22 protein-coding genes are annotated in these 18,459 nt (G+C 61.8%); 8 read left to right on the forward strand and 14 right to left on the reverse strand.

Annotated elements, in window-relative coordinates; genetic code table 11:
* The 3 genes from K3166_RS11290 to K3166_RS11300 form a co-directional block, all read right to left on the reverse strand.
* Positions 1–1,182, reverse strand: a complete 1,182-nt coding sequence (locus K3166_RS11290) for an acyl-CoA dehydrogenase family protein (RefSeq protein WP_247714627.1) — start codon at positions 1,180–1,182, stop codon at positions 1–3.
* Between the two features lie 5 nt (positions 1,183–1,187).
* A complete protein-coding gene (locus K3166_RS11295; protein WP_221422319.1) occupies positions 1,188–1,385 on the reverse strand; it encodes a hypothetical protein in 198 nt (65 codons plus the stop codon).
* A gap of 92 nt (positions 1,386–1,477) precedes the next feature.
* Complete coding sequence (locus tag K3166_RS11300; protein WP_221422320.1) at positions 1,478–1,768, reverse strand: hypothetical protein; 291 nt, start codon at positions 1,766–1,768, stop codon at positions 1,478–1,480.
* A gap of 129 nt (positions 1,769–1,897) precedes the next feature.
* On the opposite strand from K3166_RS11300, the gene recQ reads away from it, so the two are divergent.
* The 7 genes from recQ (at position 1,898) to asd (ending at position 7,373) form a co-directional block, all read left to right on the forward strand.
* Complete coding sequence (gene recQ, locus K3166_RS11305; protein WP_221422321.1) at positions 1,898–3,682, forward strand: DNA helicase RecQ; 1,785 nt, start codon at positions 1,898–1,900, stop codon at positions 3,680–3,682.
* Between the two features lie 57 nt (positions 3,683–3,739).
* Positions 3,740–4,651, forward strand: coding sequence for an SPFH domain-containing protein (locus tag K3166_RS11310; RefSeq protein ID WP_247714628.1), 912 nt, complete (start codon positions 3,740–3,742; stop codon positions 4,649–4,651).
* A 24-nt stretch (positions 4,652–4,675) separates the two neighbouring features.
* Positions 4,676–4,882 carry a type II toxin-antitoxin system antitoxin gene (locus K3166_RS11315; RefSeq protein ID WP_425594564.1) on the forward strand — a complete coding sequence of 69 codons (207 nt, stop codon included), beginning with the start codon at positions 4,676–4,678 and terminating at the stop codon, positions 4,880–4,882.
* Positions 4,872–5,129, forward strand: a complete 258-nt coding sequence (locus K3166_RS11320; RefSeq protein WP_247714629.1) for a hypothetical protein — start codon at positions 4,872–4,874, stop codon at positions 5,127–5,129. The genes K3166_RS11315 and K3166_RS11320 overlap by 11 nt, the downstream gene beginning before the upstream one ends.
* Before the next feature lie 62 nt (positions 5,130–5,191).
* Complete coding sequence (locus tag K3166_RS11325) at positions 5,192–6,175, forward strand: right-handed parallel beta-helix repeat-containing protein (protein WP_221422323.1); 984 nt, start codon at positions 5,192–5,194, stop codon at positions 6,173–6,175.
* A gap of 47 nt (positions 6,176–6,222) precedes the next feature.
* A complete protein-coding gene (locus K3166_RS11330; RefSeq protein ID WP_221422324.1) occupies positions 6,223–6,486 on the forward strand; it encodes a DksA/TraR family C4-type zinc finger protein in 264 nt (87 codons plus the stop codon).
* A gap of 26 nt (positions 6,487–6,512) precedes the next feature.
* The gene (gene asd / locus K3166_RS11335; protein ID WP_221422325.1) at positions 6,513–7,373 is read left to right on the forward strand and encodes an archaetidylserine decarboxylase; all 861 of its coding nucleotides are present in this window, start codon (positions 6,513–6,515) and stop codon (positions 7,371–7,373) included.
* Here asd and K3166_RS11340 read toward each other — a convergent pair.
* The 8 genes from K3166_RS11340 to pabB all read right to left on the reverse strand — a co-directional run bounded on the left by K3166_RS11340 (position 7,352) and on the right by pabB (position 13,891).
* A complete protein-coding gene (locus K3166_RS11340) occupies positions 7,352–7,852 on the reverse strand; it encodes a GNAT family N-acetyltransferase (protein ID WP_221422326.1) in 501 nt (166 codons plus the stop codon). The genes asd and K3166_RS11340 overlap by 22 nt on opposite strands.
* The gene (gene ribA / locus K3166_RS11345) at positions 7,849–8,970 is read right to left on the reverse strand and encodes a GTP cyclohydrolase II (protein ID WP_425594582.1); all 1,122 of its coding nucleotides are present in this window, start codon (positions 8,968–8,970) and stop codon (positions 7,849–7,851) included. The genes K3166_RS11340 and ribA overlap by 4 nt, the downstream gene beginning before the upstream one ends.
* On the reverse strand, positions 8,919–9,716 hold the full coding sequence (xth, locus tag K3166_RS11350) for an exodeoxyribonuclease III (protein WP_221422327.1): 798 nt from the start codon (positions 9,714–9,716) through the stop codon (positions 8,919–8,921). Before xth ends, ribA begins: the two co-directional genes overlap by 52 nt.
* A 262-nt stretch (positions 9,717–9,978) precedes the next feature.
* A complete protein-coding gene (locus tag K3166_RS11355; RefSeq protein ID WP_221422328.1) occupies positions 9,979–10,641 on the reverse strand; it encodes a LolA family protein in 663 nt (220 codons plus the stop codon).
* 77 nt (positions 10,642–10,718) lie between these two features.
* Positions 10,719–10,886: a 50S ribosomal protein L33 gene (gene rpmG / locus K3166_RS11360; protein ID WP_090476625.1), complete on the reverse strand. Its 168-nt coding sequence runs from the start codon at positions 10,884–10,886 to the stop codon at positions 10,719–10,721.
* A 142-nt stretch (positions 10,887–11,028) separates the two neighbouring features.
* Positions 11,029–11,433, reverse strand: a complete 405-nt coding sequence (gene arfB, locus K3166_RS11365) for an alternative ribosome rescue aminoacyl-tRNA hydrolase ArfB (RefSeq protein WP_221422329.1) — start codon at positions 11,431–11,433, stop codon at positions 11,029–11,031.
* A complete protein-coding gene (locus tag K3166_RS11370) occupies positions 11,426–12,082 on the reverse strand; it encodes an RluA family pseudouridine synthase (RefSeq protein WP_221422330.1) in 657 nt (218 codons plus the stop codon). The genes arfB and K3166_RS11370 overlap by 8 nt, the downstream gene beginning before the upstream one ends.
* Positions 12,083–13,891, reverse strand: a complete 1,809-nt coding sequence (gene pabB, locus K3166_RS11375) for an aminodeoxychorismate synthase component I (protein ID WP_221422331.1) — start codon at positions 13,889–13,891, stop codon at positions 12,083–12,085. It abuts the gene before it with no gap.
* Positions 13,892–13,997: 106 nt separating this feature from the next.
* On the opposite strand from pabB, the gene K3166_RS11380 reads away from it, so the two are divergent.
* Positions 13,998–15,524, forward strand: coding sequence for a helicase HerA-like domain-containing protein (locus tag K3166_RS11380; RefSeq protein WP_221422332.1), 1,527 nt, complete (start codon positions 13,998–14,000; stop codon positions 15,522–15,524).
* Here the strand turns inward: K3166_RS11380 and K3166_RS11385 are convergent.
* From K3166_RS11385 to K3166_RS11395, 3 genes are read right to left on the reverse strand one after another with little or no spacing between them, the layout of a single operon-like run.
* A complete protein-coding gene (locus K3166_RS11385) occupies positions 15,521–16,954 on the reverse strand; it encodes a sensor histidine kinase (protein WP_221422333.1) in 1,434 nt (477 codons plus the stop codon). The genes K3166_RS11380 and K3166_RS11385 overlap by 4 nt on opposite strands.
* Positions 16,951–17,685 carry a response regulator gene (locus K3166_RS11390; RefSeq protein WP_221422334.1) on the reverse strand — a complete coding sequence of 245 codons (735 nt, stop codon included), beginning with the start codon at positions 17,683–17,685 and terminating at the stop codon, positions 16,951–16,953. The genes K3166_RS11385 and K3166_RS11390 overlap by 4 nt, the downstream gene beginning before the upstream one ends.
* 45 nt (positions 17,686–17,730) lie before the next feature.
* Complete coding sequence (locus tag K3166_RS11395; protein WP_221422335.1) at positions 17,731–18,396, reverse strand: EF-hand domain-containing protein; 666 nt, start codon at positions 18,394–18,396, stop codon at positions 17,731–17,733.
* Positions 18,397–18,459 lie beyond the last annotated feature (63 nt).

Consider the following 18,459-nt stretch of genomic DNA (forward strand, 5'->3'; position numbering starts at 1 on the left):
TCAGACGCTCGCCGCGTATTCGCGCAGCATGTGCTTGGCGATCTGGAGCTGGAGGATCTGCGTAGTGCCTTCATAGATGCGATAGATTCGCGCATCGCGGAAAAAACGTTCGGCGTCATATTCGGCCAAGTAGCCAGCGCCGCCATAGATCTGGACCACGCGGTCAACCACGCGGCCGCACATTTCGGACGCGAACACCTTGAAGGCGGCGGCGTGCCTTATCGTGTTCTCACCCCGGTCCACGCGTGCGGTCACGTCAGCCATCATGGCTTCGGCGGCGTAAATCTCGGTCCAGCTTTCTGCGAGCATCTGCTGGATCAGCTGGAAATTGGCGATAGGTTCGCCAAAGGCCTGACGTTCGTTGGCATAGCGGATCGCACTGTCCAGCGCGCGGCGCGCATAGCCTGCGCTTGCCGCACCGACAGAGATACGCCCGTTGTCGAGGCTCATCATGGCAAAGCGGAAACCCTGCCCGGTCTCTCCGCCAAGCAGCGCATCGCCCGGAACATGCACATCATCGAGCATGACGTCGGCGATGTGACTGCCGGCCTGACCCATCTTCTTGTCGGGACTGCCGACCGACATGCCGGGCGTGTTCATCGGCACGATAAATGCGCTGACATGCGCGTTCTTGGGTAGCGCCTCTTTCTCGGTCCGTGCCATGATCAATGCCACATCGGCGTGGGGGGCGTTGGTGATATAGCGCTTGGTCCCGTTGAGGATCCAGCCGTTGCCGCTTGGATCGGGCCTGGCCATCGTCTGCATCGCGGCACTGTCGCTGCCCGATCCGGGTTCGGTCAGGCCGAAGCACGCGATCGCACCTTCAGCGATTCTCGGCCACCATTCGGCCTTCTGTTCGTCGGTTCCGCCATTCTTTATCGCCGAATTGAACATGCCGACATTGATCGAGAAGATCGAGCGATAGGCCGGTGCAGCATATGCCATCGTCTGCACGACCTTGGCATATTGCGTAATATTGAGGCCCGCGCCGCCAAAATCTTCGGGCACGGTCAGGCCGAAGAGGCCCATCTCTTTCATCTCGGCAAGAATGTCGTCCGGGACCTTGTCGCTTTCGATCACTTCCGCTTCGGCGGGGATCAGCCTTTCACGGACATAGCGCTCCAGCTGCTCGAGGAACTGGTCGAAGACATCGTTATCCATCCCGGGGTTTGCAGTCGACATGGCGGTCACTCCTCTGGTGCTGATGGCTGGCTGTCTTCTTCGATCTGACGATCCGGCAAGCGCTGTTCGTCCAGCATGCTGGCCGCATCTTCGAGCGCCTGGGCTTCTTGTGCGCTGACCGGATCAATTGGCGCTTCGGCGCTATCGCTGCAGGCCGACAGGGTCAGCGTCAGGATACAGGTGGATGCTGTGAGTCGTTTCATGGCACTGAAACTATCGCTGCCTGCGGCCTGCGCAAAGGACGCTACGGCAAGCGAAGGGGCGGACGCATATATGACGCCCGCCCCGTTCACGATTACTCTGATTCCTCGGCCAGCGCGTCGAGCGCAGCTTCGGCAGTGGCAGCAGCATTGTCGCCCGCTGTTTCGATCGAAGCGGCTTCGGCAGCGGAAGCTTCTTCACTGTTTTCCTGAGCCACGGCATTGGCATCCGGATCGGCGACCGGCTCTTCAACAACCGGTTCCATCGCTTCGTCGGCAGCGATTTCGACAGTGTCGGCTTCTGCTTCGGTCGACGCGTCATCGGCGCTGCCGCAGGCGGCAAGAGCGAGCGAGGCGGTTGCCAGAGCGGCAATACGGAATTTCATCAGTCTCTCCTTGTGATCGCGCGCGAATACGCGGACGAAATGGTGGTTAATCGGTAGGAGGCCGCAGGTCCAAGGGGAAAATGCAGTTCCGGCGGTTGCATGCGAGATGTCCGGGGCCGACAGGGAGGAATGTCATCTCCCGAAAAACTTGATCTGGCACGCGCTCGCACGGCTTTGCGTGACGTATTCGGCTTCGGTGATTTCCGGGGCAGGCAGGAAGAAGTGGTCGAGCGGGTGCTAGGCGGCCAATCGACCCTTGCCGTCATGCCGACCGGCGCAGGCAAATCACTCACCTATCAGCTGCCATCGGTCATGCTTGGCGGCACCTGCATCGTTATCAGCCCGCTGATTGCGCTGATGCACGATCAGTTGCGTAGCGCCCGTGCCAACGGGATCCGGGCCGCAACATTGACCAGCGCCGACGCGGATTGGCGCGAGACACAGGACGCGTTTCGCGCTGGCGAACTCGACCTGCTGTATGTGGCGCCCGAACGGGCCAGCCAGCCGGGGTTCCGCGACATGCTGCGCGCAGCGCCGCTGGCGCTGTTTGCCGTCGACGAGGCGCATTGCGTTTCGGAATGGGGGCACGATTTCCGTCCGGACTACCGTCTCCTGCGCCCGCTGATGGATGAATTTCCAAGTGTGCCGCGGCTCGCGCTGACGGCTACTGCCGACAAGCAAACCCGCGCAGATGTCATGGCCCAGCTTGCCATTCCAGACGATGGGCTGGTGCTGGCAGGCTTCGACCGGCCGAACATCCGCTATTCCATCCGGCCGCGCGACAGTGCCGTGCGCCAGATTGCCGATCTGATGAAAAGCCAGCCGGGCCCCGGCATCGTTTATGCCCAGACCCGCCGCAAGGTCGAGGAACTGGCCGAAAAGCTGGCAGCGTCCACCGGACGCACAGTGCTCCCCTATCATGCCGGCCTTCCCGCAGAGACGCGTGCCGCCAACCAGGCCGCCTTCGTCGCCAGCGAAGATATGGTAATCGCCGCGACAATTGCGTTCGGTATGGGGATCGATAAGCCAGACGTACGCTTCGTGGCCCATGTCGGCGTGCCCAAATCCATAGAAGGTTATTATCAGGAGACCGGGCGCGCCGGGCGGGACGGCGATCCCGCACAGGCCACGATGTTCTGGGGTGCGGGCGATTTTGCCACCGCACGCCAGAGGCTTGCCGAAGTCTCCGAGGATCGCCGCAATGCCGAGCGTGCAAGGCTCGATGCACTGGCGGGACTGGTGGAAACGCCGCAATGCCGGCGCGCGGTGCTGCTGCGTCACTTCGGAGAACAGCCGCCCGAAACCTGCGGAAATTGCGACAATTGCATCGACCCGCCTGCGGTCACCGACGCGACCCAGTTGGCGCGCAAGCTGCTCAGCGCGGTCTACCGTACAGGACAGAGCTTCGGCATGGGGCACCTGCAAAAGGTGCTGACCGGCGCGGCCGATGAACGGGTTCGCCAGAAGGGGCACGACCGGCTGAGCGTATTCGGGATCGTCGAGGGCGAAGATGCACGGATGCTCCAGCCGCTTGGCCGGGCCTTGCAGGCACGCGGCGATCTGGTTGCGACTGAGCACGGCGGTCTTTCCCTAGGCGGATCTGCGCGCGAAATCCTCAAGGGCGAACGTGATGTGGAGATGGTCGTCCCGCCCAAGCGCGTGCGGCGGGGTCGAAGAGATGCCGAAGCCAACCCGGTCGGCGATCCCCTGTTCGAGGCCCTGCGCGACCTGCGCCGCGACCTGGCCAAGGAAGCGCAGGTGCCGCCCTATGTGATCTTCCACGATTCGACACTGCGCGAAATGGCCACTGTGCGCCCCTCGTCGCTGTCACAGTTCGGCTCGCTCGGCGGGATCGGCGCCAAGAAGCTGGAAGCCTATGGCGAGCGCTTCCTGAGGGAAATCGCGAATTATTGACGAGCGCCCTCATTTGATATAAATGTGATATCATAGTTATATCGGAGGAGGCAAAAAATGTCCGTTGAGATGACAGGGATGAACATCAGCCGCGAAAGAGCGGCTTCGAGCTACAATGGCTACATAATGCTGTTGGTGCTGGTCGCACTAATCGTCGTGCTGGCAATTCTTCTGCCAGGCATGGCGCCTGATGTTGGAGCATCAAAGGCCGCAAAACTCGGCTTTGTCGGCTCGCTGATTGTGGGGCTTGTGTCGGTACTTGTCGTGGCCGCAGGTTTTTTCATGATCCAGCCCAATCAGGCGGCGGTCATCACGCTGTTCGGCGCGTACCGGGGTAGCGAGCGAACAGAAGGCCTGCGCTGGGTCTGGCCGTGGATGGGCAAGAACAAGATCTCTGCCCGTGCCCACAACATCCATTCCGAACGCGTGAAGATCAACGACCTGCGCGGTAACCCGATCGAGATCGCGTGTAACGTCGTATGGCGCGTGCGCGACACGGCGCAGGCCAGCTTCGATGTCGACGACTACAAGGAGTTCGTGAACATCCAGATCGAGGCGGGCTTGCGTACGGTAGGATCGCGCCACCCCTATGACGATTTCGAGGGCGAGGAAGTCACGCTGCGCGGCGGTGCGGAAACCGTCAATCGCGAACTGCTCGAAGAATTGAACGACCGCCTCAAGGTCGCCGGTGTCGTGGTAGATGAGGCGGGCCTTACCCACCTTGCCTACGCCAGCGAAATCGCCAGTGCGATGCTCAAGCGGCAGCAAGCGGATGCGATTATCGCGGCGCGTGCGAAGATCGTGCTCGGCGCGGTCGGTATGGTCGAGGATGCACTGATCAAGCTGAGCGAAGACAATATCGTCGAACTCGATGATGAACGCCGCGCGGCAATGGTGTCGAACCTGCTTGTCGTGCTGTGCGGCGAAAAGGACGCGCATCCGGTGGTCAACGCAGGGTCGATCTACTGATCGGCGAATGCGCGGATAGTTGCGATGAAAAAGAAAGCCTTTGCCTTGCGTCTCGACCCGGCAGTCCATGCCGCGGTCGAACGTCTGGCGGCGGATGAACTTCGCAGCGCCAACGCGCAGATCGAAATGCTTCTGCGCGAGGCGCTTGCCGGTCGCGGCATAGCGGTCAAATCCACCAGGCCGCCCAGGCGCGGCCGCCCGGTCAAGGAGGGTAATGGCGATGAAGAATGACGACTATTGGTTCGAACACAAATCAATTGGCTACGGTTCAGGGCTTCCCATCGCCTGGCAAGGCTGGGCCATACTGGTGGGCTATATCGGCATCATGACCCTAGGCGCATTGCTGGTTGAATGGGACGAAGAGGTCGGCCTTCCTGCCGGGGTAACGATCATGGTGCTTTCCACCATCGGCTTCCTGGCCATCGCCCGGGCCAAGACCCGGGGCGGTTGGCGCTGGCGCTGGCGGCGCAAGGATTGATCCGGAGCGCCTCGCGGGTCATGGTTTCCCATATGTTAACCATTGCATCCTATGCAAAAGCGATGTTTTCGCCGCTTGCCCCTATTGCCGACCGTCTGCCGCGTTGGATCGTGGCGGGCGTCGCCGTGATGTCGGTAGGCGCAATTCCGATTGCGGCCCTGATGGCGCAGCCGCAGGCGGCCAGCTTCACCATTGCCGAAACCGGACGCAGTTTTGCGCAGCTCCAGGATGCAGTCGACGCGGTTGGCGGCGGCAGCGGCACGATCGAGGTCGCGCCCGGTGTGTACGATCAATGCGCAATCCAGCGTGCAGGGCGCATAACATACCGCGCCGCCGAAGCAGGCACTGCCGTGTTCAATGGTGGGATCTGCGAAGGCAAGGCCGCGCTCGTGCTGCGCGGCGACGGAGCATCGGTGCAGGGCATTACCTTCACCAATCTTACCGTGCCCGAACGCAATGGAGCAGGCATCCGCCTCGAAAACGGACCGCTCGACGTCTCGCAAAGCTGGTTCCGCGATAGCGACCAGGGCATTCTGACCGTCAACGGCAAAGACAGCCTCATCACGATCGACAAGTCCACCTTCACCCGCCTTGGCACATGCGCGGGCCGCGGCGGTTGCGCCCATTCGCTCTACATCGGCGAGTACGGCGAACTGCGCGTAACGCGGAGCCGGTTCGAACAGGGCCGCGGCGGCCATTATGTGAAATCGCGCGCCAGCCGGAACGTGATTGGCGACAACAGTTTCGACGATAGCGGCGGCCAGGGCACGAATTACATGATCGACCTGCCCGCAGGCGGGACGGGCGCCATCACTGGCAACTGGTTCGTGCAAGGCAAGGACAAGGAAAACTGGTCGGCCCTGATCGCAGTCGGCGCGGAAGGCGCGAAATACGCCTCGGACGGGTTGGAGATCGGCGGGAACGATGCCCGGCTTGCTCCGGGAATTACCCGCCAGCCAGCGTTCGTGGCGGACTGGACCGGCGACCGTCTGGCCATCGGGTCAAATACGCTCGGCCCGAATCTCAAACCTTTTGAAAGCCGCTGAGGAACGCTGCACCGCACTTCTCCGTTTGAACGATGAAGGAGCATGAAATGGCAGGCGGTTGGGCCCGAGACGGCGCAGTTCAAGATCAGATTGACGACACGGTAAGTGACGCGGTCAGCGCTGCTCGCTCGCGCATGCCGAGAGGCGAAAGCGCCGAGTATTGCGACGAGTGCGGCGAACCTATTCCCGAAAGGCGGCGCGAAGCCCTGCCCGGTGTGCGTACTTGCGTATCGTGCCAGTCGAACCGCGACGCAGCCCGGGGTCAGGCCGGCATCAACCGGCGCGGCAGCAAAGACAGCCAGTTGCGCTGAGGCGCGTTCCAGTCCACGGCCTCTTCATGTCATCACCCTTCATCTGGCTCCAGCATATCGCCCCGCATCATGCAGTTTCCCGTTCTGCGGGACGCATCGCGTCGAGCGAGGTGCCGTGGCTCAAGGACCTGCTGATTCGGCGCTTCATTGCCGCTTACGATGTCGACATGAGCGAAGCGGCGCGCAGCATCGATGAATATACGAGCTTCAACGACTTCTTCACGCGCGAACTAAAGCCCGGCGCAAGGCCGTTGGCGGATCCGGCGCAGAATATTCTCTCCCCCGCAGACGGCGCAGTGAGCCAGATCGGACGGGTCGAGCAGGGCCGCATCTTCCAGGCCAAGGGCCGCCATTTTACCGCTGCGCAATTGCTCGGCGGCGACGATGAAGCCGCCGCGCGGTTCGAAGGCGGCGCCTTTGCCACCATCTACCTGTCGCCAAAAGACTATCACCGGGTCCACATGCCTGCCGCAGGCGAACTGAAGAGCGCAACCTATGTTCCGGGCGACCTGTTTTCCGTAAATCAGGTCACCGCTGAAAACGTCGATGGCTTGTTTGCGCGCAACGAACGGCTCGCCTGCCTGTTCGAAGGCCCGGACGGCCTGTTTGCCAACGTCATGGTCGGCGCGATGATCGTGGCAGGTATCGAGACGGTCTGGTCAGGCCTTGAAGAAACCCATGCGCCCAAACTGAAACGCCGCGAATTTGGCGCAGGCACCCATAAATTCGCCGCAGGAGACGAAATGGGGCGCTTCATCCTCGGCTCGACGGCCGTAATGCTGTTCGAACCCGGCCGCGTGGAATGGCTGGAAGGCCTTTGCGCTGGCGACACCGTCCGCATGGGGCAGGCTATCGGCAAGCGTGTTCAGCCGAAAGCCGGGGCGTAACTCACAACACCGCTCGGTGCATCACCCACCAAGACCAGTCGCTGGAAATATTCAGGCGGCGGGCCGGGATATTGTAGCTGCGGATCATGGCCAAAGCCGAAGCGAGAATAGAACGCAGGGTCGCCGAGAAGGACAATGCCTTTGGCACCGGCTGCGCGAATATCGGCAATCGCGCGCTGCATGAGACGAAATCCCAGCCCTTGCCCCTGCTTTTCCGGTAGGACCGAGATCGGTCCAAGGCCGTACCAGTCGCTGCTGCCGTCGGAAATCGTCACGGGCGAAATCGCTACATTCCCGACGATCCGATTTGCGCTTTCGGCGACCAGCGACAGGGTCAGATCGCCGTCCTTGCGCAGCTGTTCGATAATCCGCACCTCGGAACCATCGCTGTGCGGCTGGTTCTTGAAAGCTGCTTGCGTCACAACTCCGATCTCGGCGTGATCCGCAGGGCCTTCCGGGCGGATAGTGACCACACTCATGGCAGGATATGACCCGAGCGGTCGCGCTTCGTCGCAAGATATTCGGCGTTGTGGGGATTGTCCGGCAGTGCGTGCGGCACACGTTCGTCGATGGTGACGCCGTGCGCTGCGAGCGCATCGACCTTGGCCGGGTTGTTGGTCATCAACCGGATGCTGCGCACGCCCAGCAGGCGCAGCATCATTGCAGCAGTCGGGAAATCACGCGCCTCATCCGGCAGGCCAAGCCTCGTATTGGCATCCACCGTATCGAACCCCTGGTCTTGCAGGCGGTATGCGCGCAGCTTGTTGATGAGGCCGATACCGCGCCCTTCCTGCCGCATATACAGCAGCACACCCCAACCGCCCTTATCCGCTTCCGACGCCATCGCATGAAGCGCTGCATCCAGCTGCGGACCGCAATCACACTTCAGGCTGCCCAGCACATCCCCGGTCAGGCATTCGGAATGGAGGCGGACCAAAGGCGGTTTGTCCGAACGCTCCTTGCCGATCACCAGTGCGACATGTTCGCGCGTGTCGTTGGGACTGCGAAAGGCGACGATCCCGGCATCGGGCGCGGCATCAACGGGTAGCGCAGCGCGCGAGGCGATCTGGAGTGCAGCTGCATCGGTGAAATGGGACAGGTCCCCTGCCTCCATCTCTACCGCTTCAGCCGAACCAGCAGGGTTCACGAGGAAAGCGGGCAAAATCCCTGCGATGCGCGCCAGTTCGAGCGCGGCGGCGGCCTGATCTTCCCAGTCCAGCGTCAGCGCCTTGAACGGACCCTTCATCGGGACTGTCAGATCGAGCGCGGGATCGGCCACGGCCAGGGCGTGAGACAAGTCGAACGTTACGGCACCGCGCAGCAATACCGGGTGCCGCGGCACTGCGGCTTCGCGCTGATTGGCAAGCTTGAGCGTGGCAGCGCGGGACGCTGAAATCAGCATTGTATCGCCCGATACGGCGCCAAATGCCGTTTCCACCGGCTGGAGCAGTGGTGCCCCCGCGATGGCCAGCGGCCACCCGTGGCGCAGCGCATCAACGGCCTGCGCAGCGCGCCGGGCCGGAGAATAGGAGGGGGAGCCCTCGCTCAGAGCGTGAACTCCGTCACCAGCGGCACATGATCCGACGGCTTTTCCCAGTCGCGTGCATATTCATGGACCGAATGGCCGGTAGCCTGCTTTGCCAGTTCGGCGCTGGCCCACATGTGATCCAGCCGGCGTCCGCGATCATTCGTCTTCCAGTCTTTCGAGCGATAGCTCCACCAGCTGTAATATCGTTCTGGAGCCTTGATGTGCTCGCGTCCAATGTCCGACCAGCCATGTGCGTCCATGAACCGCTGCAACGCGTCCACCTCGACCGGAGTGTGGCTCACGACCTTGAGCAGCTGCTTGTGATTCCAGACATCGCTTTCCAGCGGTGCGATGTTGAAGTCGCCCACGATCAGCGTTGGCCGGTCGACCTTGTCGGCCCAGCGGGTCATGCGCTCGAGGAAATCGAGCTTCTGTCCGAATTTTACGTTCTTCTCGCGGTCAGGCTCATCGCCTCCGGCAGGGACGTAAACGTTCTCGACGATCATTCCCTGATGCGCGGGATCAGTCAGCTCGACGCCGACATGGCGGGCTTCACCATTGTCCTGCCAGTCATGACGTGAAAATTCGCGCAGCGGCACTTTGCCGACCGTTGCAACGCCGTGATACCCCTTTTGTCCGTGGATGGCGAAGTGCTCGTACCCAAGCTCGCGGAAGGCATCGAAGGGGAATTGATGCTCTTGGCATTTGATCTCTTGCAGGCACAGGACATCCGGCCCCTGCTCTTCGAGGAAACGCGCCACGATGGGCATGCGCAGGCGGACGGAATTGATATTCCAGGAAGCGACAGAAACCATGGCAGCCGAGATAGTGCTGCAATGCCCCACGGTCCACCCTGCCTAGAATACAAAAACCCTCGAGCCGGGGGCAATTGGCTCGAGGGTTCCTTGTGAGCGTTCGTCACGCTTGGAACGAAACGGTTTAATGGGTGGCAATCAACAGGGGGGAAATTGCCAGCCGCCACTTCGTAGACTTAGAAATAGACCCGTTTGGCTTGCTGCTCAATGAACATCAGGCTGCCGGAAATCCCATAAGGATACCGGTTCGTCGCTGGACCGTTCAGTTAGGACGACGGGACGATCTGCGCGGGTCACGGAAAGTGAATGCGCTGTCAGCAATCGAGACCCCGTAGCGATGATTCCGCAAACGGACGGTGGTGCGGTGATTCTGCGAATCGAGCGCCACCCAATGGGTCAGGCGAAGGCCGCCAGGCGCACTGCTGTCGCGCGCGAAGATCATGGTAATTGCGCCAAATTCAGGACGCTTGGGATCACGCACCTCGATGCTGACGACATCGCTGTGGCCGGTCTGGACCAGCTTGCCGAATTTCTTCACATCGCGGCTGGGATCGAGGAGCGCGCCGAGCGGCGAGTTCTTGATCGGCCAGCGCTGGACCTGGTTCACTTCGTAGTCGACCATATACATCGACTTGCCATTGGACACGACGAGGAGCGGGACGCTCTTTTCGTATTCGAAACGGATCTTGCCGGGACGCTTTAGCGACATCACGCCCGATACCGACTGGCCGTTTCGGTCCGTCTGGACGAAATCGGCCTTCATAGTGGCAATGCCGCGCAGCGCTTCGACGGCCTTGTCGAGGTCGCCTGCGGCAGCCTCTACCGGTGTGGGTGCAGCAACGAAGGATGCAGGAATCGCGGCGGCCACTGCGAGAGCAATGGCCGAGGCGACGGGTCGATTCTTGAAAAGGGTCAAGGTGTTCATGCTCCAGGATTTAGCTTCGGAGCATTGAACTGTCACTGAACTACGTGCGTTCCCGCCGTTCAGCTTACCAGATCAAATTACTTGATCTTGGCTTCCTTGAATTCAACGTGCTTGCGCACGACCGGGTCGTACTTCTTGAAGACGAACTTCTCGGTGTGATTCCGGGGGTTCTTCTTGGTCACGTAGTAGAAGCCCGTGTCGGCAGTCGAGACGAGCTTGATCTTGACGGTTGCGGGCTTCGCCATGGCGTGTTCCTAAGATCTCTTGTAAGGGCCGCCCCATGCAGGGGAACGGGCCGAAAAAATAAGGGCGGCGCAGGTCGCACCGCCGTCCGGCGCGCCCTTTGTGTGATTCCCGGAAAAAAGTCAAGCATTGGCGAAAGCAGAATCAGAGCTGGACCTTGCCGCGATTGGACTTGATCTCGCCGCGCACCTTCTTCGCCTTGAGCCGCTTCACCTTGCCGACGCGGTTGACGCGGCTTTTCTTGCGTTTCTTGGGCGGCGTAAGCGCCTCTGTCAGGAGCGCCGCCATCCGCGCCTTGGCCGCTTCCCGGTTGCGTTCCTGCGTTCGGTGTTCGTTGGCGGTCAGGACGATTTCGCCATCCTGGGTCATTTTGCTGCCCGCCAGCTCCTTGAGCCTGTGGAAGGCTTCAGGGGGCATGCCAAGCTGAAATACATCGACCCGCAATTGCACTGCGGTCGCGACCTTGTTGACGTTCTGCCCGCCTGGCCCGGAAGAAGCGATGAACTTCTCCTCTCCAATCTCCATCGCCTTGTCGACGATTCTACCCATCCGCGAACCCGAGCGCGGCAAAATCGCGTGGGAGCGGTGAAGCGACTTCAATCGCAGGTTTTTTCTCGCGCGGGACCATCAGGCCGGCGGCGTGGAGCATGGTTCGCGGAGCGCCCTTGCCGGTGCCGTAGATCGGATCGCCCAGCAGCGGCATTCCCAGGCCTGCCTCGCAGTGAATCCGGATCTGGTGCGTGCGGCCGGTTTCGGGGCGAAACTCGACCAGGGCGTGACCGTCATGCTCGGCGATAAGTTTCCAGTGGGTGACCGAAGGCTTGCCCTTTTTCGCGGCAATCATACGCCAGCCCTTCTCGGCGCTGCTGATTTTCGCCAGCGAAAGCTCGATCGTGCCTTCTGTCTCGGACGGCACGCCGGCGACGATACCCAAGTAGCGTTTTTCGACCGACCGTTCCTCGAACGCCATCGAAAAACGCTTCAGGGCCTTGGGATTGCGGGCCAGCAGCAGGCATCCGCTGGTGTCCGTATCGAGCCGGTGCACCGGCGAAGGATCGCGCTGAAAGCCCATGCGCAGCTGTTCGAAATGATCCTCGAGGCACCGCCCGCCCTTCTTGGGGCGATCGACCGGCAGTCCGGCAGGCTTGTTGATGACGATAGCTTCGCCGTCTTCGAACAGGATAGGAATATCGGTCATTCAGTCTTTCAGTTCCGCGCGGACCATGTGCCGCAGCGCATTGCCGAGGAAGAAACCGTCCTCGAGATCGGTAATCGTGAGCTCGGCCTCGCGCGCCTTGCCTTCTTCCAGCAAGTTCTGGCGCAGCACGCCCGGCAACAGGCCGAGGGTGGCAGGCGGGGTCAGCAATACGCCGTCCCGCTCGACAAAGATATTGGTCACGCAGCCTTCGGTAACAAGCCCGTCTTCCCTGACAAACAGCGTTTCCTGCACGCCGAGCTGCCGCGCCGCATTCTGACCGTCTTCATAAAATCCGCGATCGGTCGTCTTATGACGCAGCCGCCAGTCGCCCGGATCAACCGGGAGCGGCATCACGATGCACTTCGCCGGCTCCGGCCAGGACGGCGGCATATCATGAACCTCCAACGCAAGTGCGCCCGAGCGGGCTGCCTGCAGCCTGATCCTGCTCGCCTTCTCCACTACGAAACACAGCGCGTGCAGCTGGTTACGCGCTTCGTGGCGGTCAAAGGAAAAACCGAGTTCAGCCGCGCTGGTCTTCATGCGCAGCAGGTGGTCTTCGAGAAATGCGATGCCGGTGTCGGGGCAGAAGCGCATTGTCTCGATGAGATCGAATTGAGCGGCCGTGTGATCGGGCGAGGATGCGCGGGCGAATGCGCCCTTGATCAAGGCTTCGCGCCATTCGGTATGGACTTCGCTGTCGGCAACGATTGCCCCGCCGACACCGAGCACTGCCTTACCGCGCGCATTCTCGATTTCAGTCAGACGCAATGTACGGATGGCCACGTTGAAAGCTGCATCGCCGTCCGCCCCGATCCGGCCGATCGCCCCGCAATAGGGACCGCGAGGTTCGCGTTCCACCTCGTCGATCAATTCCATCGCGCGGATCTTGGGCGCGCCCGTGATCGAGCCGCACGGGAAGAGCGCGCGGACCAGATCGATGGCACCAGCATCGCCGGCAAGCCTTGCGCGGACCACGCTCACCATCTGGTGCACCGTGGGATAGCTTTCGATGGCGAAAGGTTCGTCGACCCTGACGCTGCCTGGCTCGGCGACCCGCGAAAGGTCGTTTCGCATCAGGTCGACGATCATCAGGTTTTCCGCCTTGTCCTTGACCGAACTGGCGAGTTCATCGGCATAGGCCTTGTCCTGCGCCAGATCGTCCGCACGGGGACGTGTGCCCTTCATCGGCTTGGCCTTGGCTTCGCCGTCCTTCAGCGAAACGAACAATTCGGGGCTGAGGCTGAGCAACCAGTGCGAGCCGTCGAACACGACCCCGCCGTACCCCGCCTGCGCGGCAGGCCTCAGCGCAGCGTAAAGGCCCAGCGGATCGCCAGTGAAGTTACCTGCGAGCGGGAAGGTCAGGTTCGCCTGATAGATATCGCCGGCGCGGATCGCATCCTGCAACCGCTCGAAAGCCTCGGCATATCCGCCGGGTGAAAGCTGCGGTTCGAGCGGACCGACACTGCCCTTGCCGTGCGAGCGCGCTTGCAGCCAATCGGTCATATCTTCAGCGGCAATTCTCTCGGGTGCGCCGAACAGGCCCAGCCAGACCAGCGGCCCGGCACCACCCGATTTCGCGGCGGCCCGTGCTGCCAGCTTGCCTTCAAGCGCCAGTCCGGCCTCGTAGGCAATGTAGCCGGCAAGCTCGCCGCCCTTGCTGCGCGCAGCCTCGGCCGCTTCCAATACTGTACTTACGTCTTCGGGGCGGAGTGCGACGAATGTCTCGCGGGGGCTGCTGAACAGCAGCGCGTCGGCGGCGCCATCACTGCGCGCATCATCGAGAAGTACGAAAGGGTCGCGGCCCGGCATAGAAGCAGCCTTTACCGCAGACGCAGCGCATGTCGAGGGATTGCTTGACCTGCCGCAGCCCCATGCGCCACATCACCCAGCACAAAAGACACGGGGTTTTGCGAGAATGGATGAGATCTTTCTGGGGCTGGGCGGGAATGGCGAAAAGCAATATCTCAGGCTGGCACAGGCCAATCGCCACGGTCTGATCGCCGGGGCGACGGGTACCGGTAAAACCGTGACCTTGCAGGGTTTGGCGGAAAGCTTTTCGGCACGCGGCGTCCCCGTGTTCGTGGCCGATGTCAAAGGCGATCTTGCCGGGGTTTCCATGGCCGGCTCGCCGCAATTCAAGCACGCCGACAAGCTCGAAAGCCGCGCCAAAGAACTTGGCATGGACGATTATGCCTATGCCGACAATGCGGCGGTTTTCTGGGACCTTTACGGGGAAAAGGGATTCCCCATCCGCACCACGATTTCTGAAATGGGGCCCCTGCTGCTCGCTCGGTTGCTCGACCTCAACGACACGCAGGAAGGCGTGCTCAACATCATTTTCCGGTATGCCGATGACAACGCGCTGCTGCTGCTCGACCTGGGCGACCTGCAGTCGATGCTCACCTTCGCCTACGAAAACGCCAGCGAGATGTCGGGCAAATACGGTAATGTATCCAAGGCCAGCGTCGGCGCAATCCAGCGCCAGCTGCTCAGCTTCGAAAGCCAGGGCGCGGACAAGTTCTTTGGCGAACCCGCGCTGGAGATCATCGACTTCCTGGCCGTGGATGATCAGGGGCGCGGCATGATCAATGTACTGGCTGCCGATACGCTGATGCGCAGCCCGAAGCTTTATGCCACCTTCCTGCTGTGGCTGCTGGCCGAACTGTTCGAGACCCTTCCCGAGGTCGGCGATCCCGAAAAGCCCAAGCTGGTGTTCTTCTTCGATGAAGCGCACTTGCTCTTCGATGATGCACCCAAGGCGCTTGAGGAAAAAGTCGAGCAGGTCGTTCGTCTGATCCGTTCCAAAGGCGTCGGCGTCTATTTCGTCACGCAAAACCCGATCGACATCCCGGAAGAGATCGCTGGCCAGCTAGGCAACCGCGTCCAGCACGCGCTGCGCGCATTCACACCGCGCGATCAGCGGGCGATCAAGGCCGCTGCCGAAACCTTTCGCATCAACCGCGAGCTGGACGTCGAAGAGGCGATCACTCAGCTCAAGGTTGGTGAAGCGCTGGTTTCCACTCTCGACGAAGACGGCGCGCCTTCGGTCGTGCAGCGCACGCTGATCAAGCCGCCGCAATCGCGCCTTGGCCCGGTGACCGAGAAGGAACGCAAGATCGTCAATTCGGTGAGCGACCTCGACGGGAAGTACGAAACCGCAGTCGACCGCGAAAGCGCCGAAGAAGTTCTGGCTGCCAAGACTGCCGACGCTGCCGCGACGGCCGAAGAAGTAGCCGAAAAAGGCCGCGAGGAAGTGGGCAAGCGCGAGCGCAAGACCACCTCGATGTGGACGAAGGCCGGCAAGGCCGCAGCAACCGCTGCCGCAGGATCGCTAACGTCGGTTGCCGTGGCGACGGTGCTGGGCAAAAAATCGAGCGCGGATCCGGTGCGCACGGGTTTGAATGCCTTCGTGCGGAATATCGTCGGCGGGTTAATGCGTTAGGCCGGAAGGCGGATCTCGGCCCGCAAGCCGCCTTCCTTGCGGTTTGCAAGGGTCAATGTCCCGCCATGCTGTTCAGCTACAGCGCGCGCCAGCGTGAGGCCGAGGCCGGCACCGCCGGTTGCGCGGTTACGGCTGGCCTCTCCGCGCGCGAAAGGCTCCAGCATTTCGGCGATGCGGTCATCGGGGATGCCGGGCCCGCGATCATCAACTCGCAAGATTATCGATCCGGCGTCCCGGATAACGGAAACCTGCGCCTCGCCTGCATAGCGTAGTGCGTTGGTCACCAGGTTTCGCAGGCCGCGTTTGAGCCAGTTGACCCTTGCGGGGGCGGCGGCCTTTTCCAGCTCCGCTATCTGCACCGGCTCGCCCAGATCCTCGAATTCATCGACAACCGAAGCCGCCAATGCCGCGATATCGGTCCTCTCCGGCTCGCCATGCGCACGCCCTACCCGGGCAAGGGCGAGAATATCATCGAGGGTGTGAGTGATTTCCTCGATCGTCTCAGCCATTCGTGCGCGCTGGGTGTCATCGGGGACGCTTTCCGCTCTGACACGCAGCGCCGCCAGCGGGGTCTTGAGATCATGACCTATGGCACCGAGCATCACGTCTTTCTCGTCGAGCATCGCGCCGATGCGTGCCTCCATCGCGTTGTGCGCAGTGATCAGCTTGCGCACATCGTCAGGGCCGCTGGGATCAATCGGTTCGTAGTTTCCCGGATCTGATGAAAAGCGTTCGGTTCGGCGTGTGAGTTCAGCGAGCGGACGCGTGATCCGCTGAAGGACAAACCAGAGAACCAGCGAAAGGATCAATGTCAGTCCAGCCGCTCGCACGAGGTAGATAAGCGGCCCGGTGAACGGGCGAGCAGGCGGCTTTGCGGCGCGCACGATCTCCCACCCATCCGGGGTTTCAATACCAGCCACGGCAACGGTCTGCGGCACCCCTTCCGGCATCGCGCGGCGCATGGCGCGGCGCTGGAAAAACCGGACTGCGACCGGATCGTCTGCCAGGGCCCGCTCGACCAGGCGGATGTCCGAAAAGCTCCGGCCATTGCTGCGCAGGGTATCGGCAAGACGGGCTTCGAGATCAGCCATACGCTTGTCGCCGGCGAGCGAGGGGAAGGTATCGCTGCGTTCAAAGGCCGCGTTGGCAAAGCCCCTTCGCGCCCTGCCTTCGCCAGCAAACCTTGAGTCGCGGCGCGGGCGAGCGGTACGGCGGGGATCGATAACGACCGTGCGCTCACTCTCGCTCATGTCGGCAATGCGCGACGCCGCTACAAACCGGAAGCCGAGCGTATTTACGACAGCGGTGTCCTGACGGTCCTTCTCGATGCGCCAAGCCAGAATGCCGTTGATGCCCTGCATCACGAACAAGGTGAGGGCCACTGCCAGGATGACTTGGCCAAGCAAGCTGCGCGGGAAGAAGCGCTTCATCGTTCATCTGCCGAAGTGCGCGACACATCTGCAGATAGGCGGTAGCCGCCGCCGCGCACGGTCTGGATCAGCTGCGGATTGCGGCTGTCCTGTTCGATCTTGCGCCGCAAGCGGCTGATCTGGTTGTCTACCGCACGGTCGAACAATTGCGCTTCGCGGCCTTGCACCATATCGAGCAGGCGGTCGCGGTCCATGACCTGGCGCGGATGGTCGCAAAATGCGCGCAACATGCGGAACTCGGCAGTTGAAATAGGAACGAGCGCGCCTTCGGGATCAGTAAGGCGGCGCTTGAGCGGATCGAGCTGCCATCCCTCGAACGAATATACAAACTCTTCCCCTCCAGCCGCTGGAGTCCGGTCCGCGCGCCGCAGGACCGAGCGAATTCGCGCCACCAGTTCACGGGGTTCGAATGGTTTGGTGACATAGTCGTCGGCGCCGATTTCAAGACCGATGATCCGGTCCATCGCCTCGCCCTTGGCGGTAAGCAGGATGACCGGCAGGCCGCGGCTTTCCACCAGGTGACGGCACAGCGAAAGCCCGTCTTCACCCGGCATCATTATGTCGAGCAGAACGAGATCAGGCTGGTCCTTTTCCAGCGCGCTGCGAGCGGCTGCGGCGCTGTCCGATTCCTGCACGGCGAACCCCTGGCCAGAGAGATACTCGGCCAGGGGTTCGCGCAGTGTTGCCTCGTCATCCACGAGGAGCAATTTGGTGGTCGCCGTATCGATCATGTCGGGTTGGCGACTAGGGCCATTGCACAGGTCGGGACAAGCAGATTAGCGATTGGGGCGCTGCCTGCGCTCATCCTTCATGGACGCGCGTTCTTCAGCGCTCACCACTCCGTTGCCATCGGCATCTGCCTTGGCGAAACGTGCATCGTGTGCGGCATCGAATTCGGCGCGCGTGATGATCTGGTCGCCGTCGGCATCAGCCATGCGCATCATCGCCATCGGTCCGCCTCGCTTGCCGCCGCGGAGGGCCTCGCGGTCGCCTCCACGGCGTTCGCCGCGGGCTTCACGCATCTTTTCAAGTTCGTCCTGCGAAAGCCCGCCAGAATTGTCGGCATCGAGGCGACCGAAACGCTCGGCCATGCGCGCCTCGCGCTGCTCGTTATTGGCTGCACGGCGTTGCTGGCGGTGTTCCTTGCGCGCTTCATGCATTGCCTTCATTTCTTCTTGCGACAATTCACCGTCGCCATTGGTGTCGGCGGCTGCGAAACTGGCCTGGTGCCGTTCGGCGCGATCCTGGCTGTCGAGCTGGCCATCGCCGTTGACGTCCATCTTCGCGAACATTTCACCAGCATGGGCGCGGTGCTCCGCACTGGTGATGTTGCCATCGCCATCGGCATCGGGACTTGTCCGGCCCATGTGATGGTCAGCAAGGGCGGCGGAACCGGCCAGCGCCAATGCGGCAGCCGAAAGTGTAAGGGTAAGCTTTTTCATTACGATATCTCCAGAATGGAGAGCTGCGACGCGCCAGGAGTTGGGAGGGCACTGTGAGAGACA

The organism is Qipengyuania psychrotolerans, from assembly GCF_019711355.1.
Lineage (GTDB): Bacteria > Pseudomonadota > Alphaproteobacteria > Sphingomonadales > Sphingomonadaceae > Qipengyuania > Qipengyuania psychrotolerans.

Excerpts from the sequence above, each read along its gene's own strand:
- K3166_RS11315 (WP_425594564.1), top strand. The coding sequence starts at position 4,676 with ATGAAAAAGAAAGCCTTTGCCTTGCGTCTCGACCCGGCAGTCCATGCC.
- K3166_RS11385 (WP_221422333.1), bottom strand. The coding sequence starts at position 16,954 with ATGAAGCGCTTCTTCCCGCGCAGCTTGCTTGGCCAAGTCATCCTGGCA.
- pabB (WP_221422331.1), bottom strand. The coding sequence starts at position 13,891 with ATGCCGGGCCGCGACCCTTTCGTACTTCTCGATGATGCGCGCAGTGAT.
- xth (WP_221422327.1), bottom strand. The coding sequence starts at position 9,716 with ATGGTTTCTGTCGCTTCCTGGAATATCAATTCCGTCCGCCTGCGCATG.
- K3166_RS11300 (WP_221422320.1), bottom strand. The coding sequence starts at position 1,768 with ATGAAATTCCGTATTGCCGCTCTGGCAACCGCCTCGCTCGCTCTTGCC.
- recQ (WP_221422321.1), top strand. The coding sequence starts at position 1,898 with ATGTCATCTCCCGAAAAACTTGATCTGGCACGCGCTCGCACGGCTTTG.
- K3166_RS11355 (WP_221422328.1), bottom strand. The coding sequence starts at position 10,641 with ATGAACACCTTGACCCTTTTCAAGAATCGACCCGTCGCCTCGGCCATT.
- K3166_RS11395 (WP_221422335.1), bottom strand. The coding sequence starts at position 18,396 with ATGAAAAAGCTTACCCTTACACTTTCGGCTGCCGCATTGGCGCTGGCC.
- K3166_RS11330 (WP_221422324.1), top strand. The coding sequence starts at position 6,223 with ATGGCAGGCGGTTGGGCCCGAGACGGCGCAGTTCAAGATCAGATTGAC.
- K3166_RS11390 (WP_221422334.1), bottom strand. The coding sequence starts at position 17,685 with ATGATCGATACGGCGACCACCAAATTGCTCCTCGTGGATGACGAGGCA.
- K3166_RS11320 (WP_247714629.1), top strand. The coding sequence starts at position 4,872 with ATGAAGAATGACGACTATTGGTTCGAACACAAATCAATTGGCTACGGT.
- K3166_RS11310 (WP_247714628.1), top strand. The coding sequence starts at position 3,740 with ATGTCCGTTGAGATGACAGGGATGAACATCAGCCGCGAAAGAGCGGCT.
- K3166_RS11380 (WP_221422332.1), top strand. The coding sequence starts at position 13,998 with ATGGATGAGATCTTTCTGGGGCTGGGCGGGAATGGCGAAAAGCAATAT.
- K3166_RS11295 (WP_221422319.1), bottom strand. The coding sequence starts at position 1,385 with ATGAAACGACTCACAGCATCCACCTGTATCCTGACGCTGACCCTGTCG.
- arfB (WP_221422329.1), bottom strand. The coding sequence starts at position 11,433 with ATGGGTAGAATCGTCGACAAGGCGATGGAGATTGGAGAGGAGAAGTTC.
- K3166_RS11370 (WP_221422330.1), bottom strand. The coding sequence starts at position 12,082 with ATGACCGATATTCCTATCCTGTTCGAAGACGGCGAAGCTATCGTCATC.
- K3166_RS11325 (WP_221422323.1), top strand. The coding sequence starts at position 5,192 with ATGTTTTCGCCGCTTGCCCCTATTGCCGACCGTCTGCCGCGTTGGATC.
- asd (WP_221422325.1), top strand. The coding sequence starts at position 6,513 with ATGTCATCACCCTTCATCTGGCTCCAGCATATCGCCCCGCATCATGCA.
- rpmG (WP_090476625.1), bottom strand. The coding sequence starts at position 10,886 with ATGGCGAAGCCCGCAACCGTCAAGATCAAGCTCGTCTCGACTGCCGAC.
- K3166_RS11290 (WP_247714627.1), bottom strand. The coding sequence starts at position 1,182 with ATGTCGACTGCAAACCCCGGGATGGATAACGATGTCTTCGACCAGTTC.
- K3166_RS11340 (WP_221422326.1), bottom strand. The coding sequence starts at position 7,852 with ATGAGTGTGGTCACTATCCGCCCGGAAGGCCCTGCGGATCACGCCGAG.